The 2,363-nt window shown below is 69.7% G+C and carries 2 protein-coding genes; one reads left to right on the top strand and one right to left on the bottom strand.

The annotated features are described in order from the left end of the window. Window positions 1-299 precede the first annotated feature (299 nt). Window positions 300-1,310, top strand: a complete 1,011-nt coding sequence (locus tag OQF71_RS14350) for a PrsW family glutamic-type intramembrane protease (protein WP_280588491.1) — start codon at window positions 300-302, stop codon at window positions 1,308-1,310. Window positions 1,311-1,334: 24 nt separating this feature from the next. Here the strand turns inward: OQF71_RS14350 and OQF71_RS14345 are convergent, their stop codons facing one another. Beyond that, entirely contained in the window at window positions 1,335-2,315 is a 981-nt protein-coding gene (locus OQF71_RS14345) for an ROK family protein (RefSeq protein WP_280588490.1), read from the bottom strand. Window positions 2,316-2,363: the final 48 nt, after the last annotated feature.

Below are 2,363 nucleotides of genomic sequence, written 5' to 3'. Positions count from 1 at the left end.
TCGGGGATACGTGAGAGGTACGGGCCGTCGGCGGCGAAGAACGCCCGCAGGCTGTCGGCGTCCTCGGCGACCAGTTCCGCGACGCGGTCGGAGGCGTCCGCGATCGCGTCCGCGTCGAGCCCCGTCTCGCGGAGCGCCCGCTGGGTCCGTCGGTCGAAGTGCATACCGGCTCTTCGGGCGCCGCGGTTTCAATTCCACCGGCTCGCCGCGGTCGTCGTCGGCGCTAGGCCGAGACGGGCGCCTCCGTCAGCTGACCAGTCCGGCCACGGCTTAAGTCACCCCGGTCCGAAGCGGAGCGTATGCCATCTCGGTCGGACCCGGTCGAGTCGCGCGCCGACGACGGTCGCGACCTCTACGACGTCGCCACGTGGGAGGAGCGCACCTCCCTCGACGGGCTCTCCGTCGCGCTGTACTGGCTCATCACCCGATCGGCGAAGGCGCTGGTCGTGCTCGCCGCCTTCCTCGGGCTCCTCGCCATCCTCGGATCGTTCGGCCTCGGGCTCGTCTTCGACCCCGCGGTCGCGATGCTCGTGGGCCTCTCGGCGATCCCGGCGTTCGGCCTCGCCGCGTACGTGTACGTCTCCGACGTCACGACCGCCGAGCCGCTCTCCCTGCTCGTGGCGACGTTCCTGCTGTCGATCCTCACGGCGACGTTCGCCGCGGTGCTCAACAGCTACGCGCAGCCGCTGTTCTCCCCGCTCGGCTTCCCCGGGATCATCCTCTTTTTCTTCGTTATCGTCGGCCCCGTCGAGGAGACGGTGAAGCTGCTCGCCGTCCGGCTGTACGCGTACACGGACGATCGGTTCGACGCCGTCGTCGACGGGGCGGTGTACGGGGCGATCGCCGGCCTCGGCTTCGTCGTCATCGAGAACCTCGTGTACATCGCCCGGACCGTCGAAATGTCCGAGCTGACGCTCGGGCTCGCCGTCCTCGGTGCGGGCGACGGGATCGCGGCGTTGCGCGCGCTCGCCGGACCGGGCCACGTCGTCTACTCGGCGTTCGCGGGCTACTACCTCGGTCTCGCGAAGTTCAACCCCGAGAACCGCGGGCCCATCATCGTGAAGGGGCTCGTCATCGCGGCCGCGATCCACGGGCTGTACAACACCCTCGTCGGCCCGGTCACGACGGTGATCCCCGCGCTCACGGGACTGCCACGGCTCCCGACGCTGTTCCTCTTCGTCCTCCTCTTCCAGGGCGCGTTCGGCTACGTCCTCCTGCGCAAGATCTGGCGCTACCGGGACGCGTACCTCGAGACGCGGGACGCGGTCGATCCCGGCGTCGAGCCGGAGCTCACGGAGTTCGAGGATTAACGGCGGTGCGGGTTTAAAAACCGCTCACTCCGGCGGCGACTCCACCCGCGACCGGTCGCCCGTGCCGCCGGTGAGCGCGCTCGCGAGCGCGCCCTTCACGACGACCTCGTCGCCCAAGTCGGTGAGCCTGACCTCCGGGACGTTGATGAACACCATGTCGGAGAGCTTCTCGCGGACGGGATCGATCACCCGCTCGGGGTTGTTGAGCGCGACCGCGCCGCCGACGCTCACCACGAGCGGAGCGTACGCGTGGATCACGTTGGCGACGCCCATGGCGTTCCAGTGGGCCACTTGGTCGATCACGTGGTCGGCGAAGGTGTCCTCGCCGGCCGCCTCGAACACGTCGACCGCGGAGAAGTCCGGGTCCTCGACGGGTAACGAGGTCTCGATCGGGTCCTCCGCGTGGAGCTCGCGGGCGTACTTCGGGATGTTGTTGCCGGAGCAGTACCCCTCCCAGTGGCCGTCGTGGCCGCACCCGCAGGTCATGAAGCCGTGCGGGTCGACGGTCATGTGGCCCACCTCACCGGCGTTGCCGTCCCACCCCGAGAGCACGTTGCCGTCGACGGCGACCCCCGCGCCGATCCCCGAGGAGATCGTGAGATACACCATGTCGTCCGGGTTGCGCTCGGAGTGGAACCGCTCGCCGATGACGCCCGCGATGGTGTCGTTGTGGAGGTGGACCTCGTCGGTGTCGAGCAGCTGGGAGACGGGCCCGACGAGCGGGATCCGCTCGACGGTGTCAGGGAGGTTCGCCGGCCCCTGGACGACCCCGGCGGCGAGGTCGAGCGGGCCGATCGAGCCGATCCCGGCCGCGACGACCTCCGTCGGGTCGATCTCGGTGTCGGCGCACGCGCCGCGGACGACGCCGAGCACGGCCTCGGTCACGGCGATCCCGTTCGGACCGCGGGGGGTCCCCCGCGTGTCGGAGCCGAGTACCGTCGCCGCGCCGTCGCCGACGACCGCCCGGACGTTCGTCGCCCCGAGGTCGACGCCCACGTAGTACATTGGATTTGTTTTTGATCTGGGATTGAATTGGAGGGACGGGGCCCAAAA

The organism is Halorubrum sp. Boch-26 (genome assembly GCF_029889805.1).
Classification (GTDB): domain Archaea; phylum Halobacteriota; class Halobacteria; order Halobacteriales; family Haloferacaceae; genus Halorubrum.
Note: the sequence above shows the minus strand (reverse complement) of the source record. Positions and strands in the feature narration are given on the sequence as shown.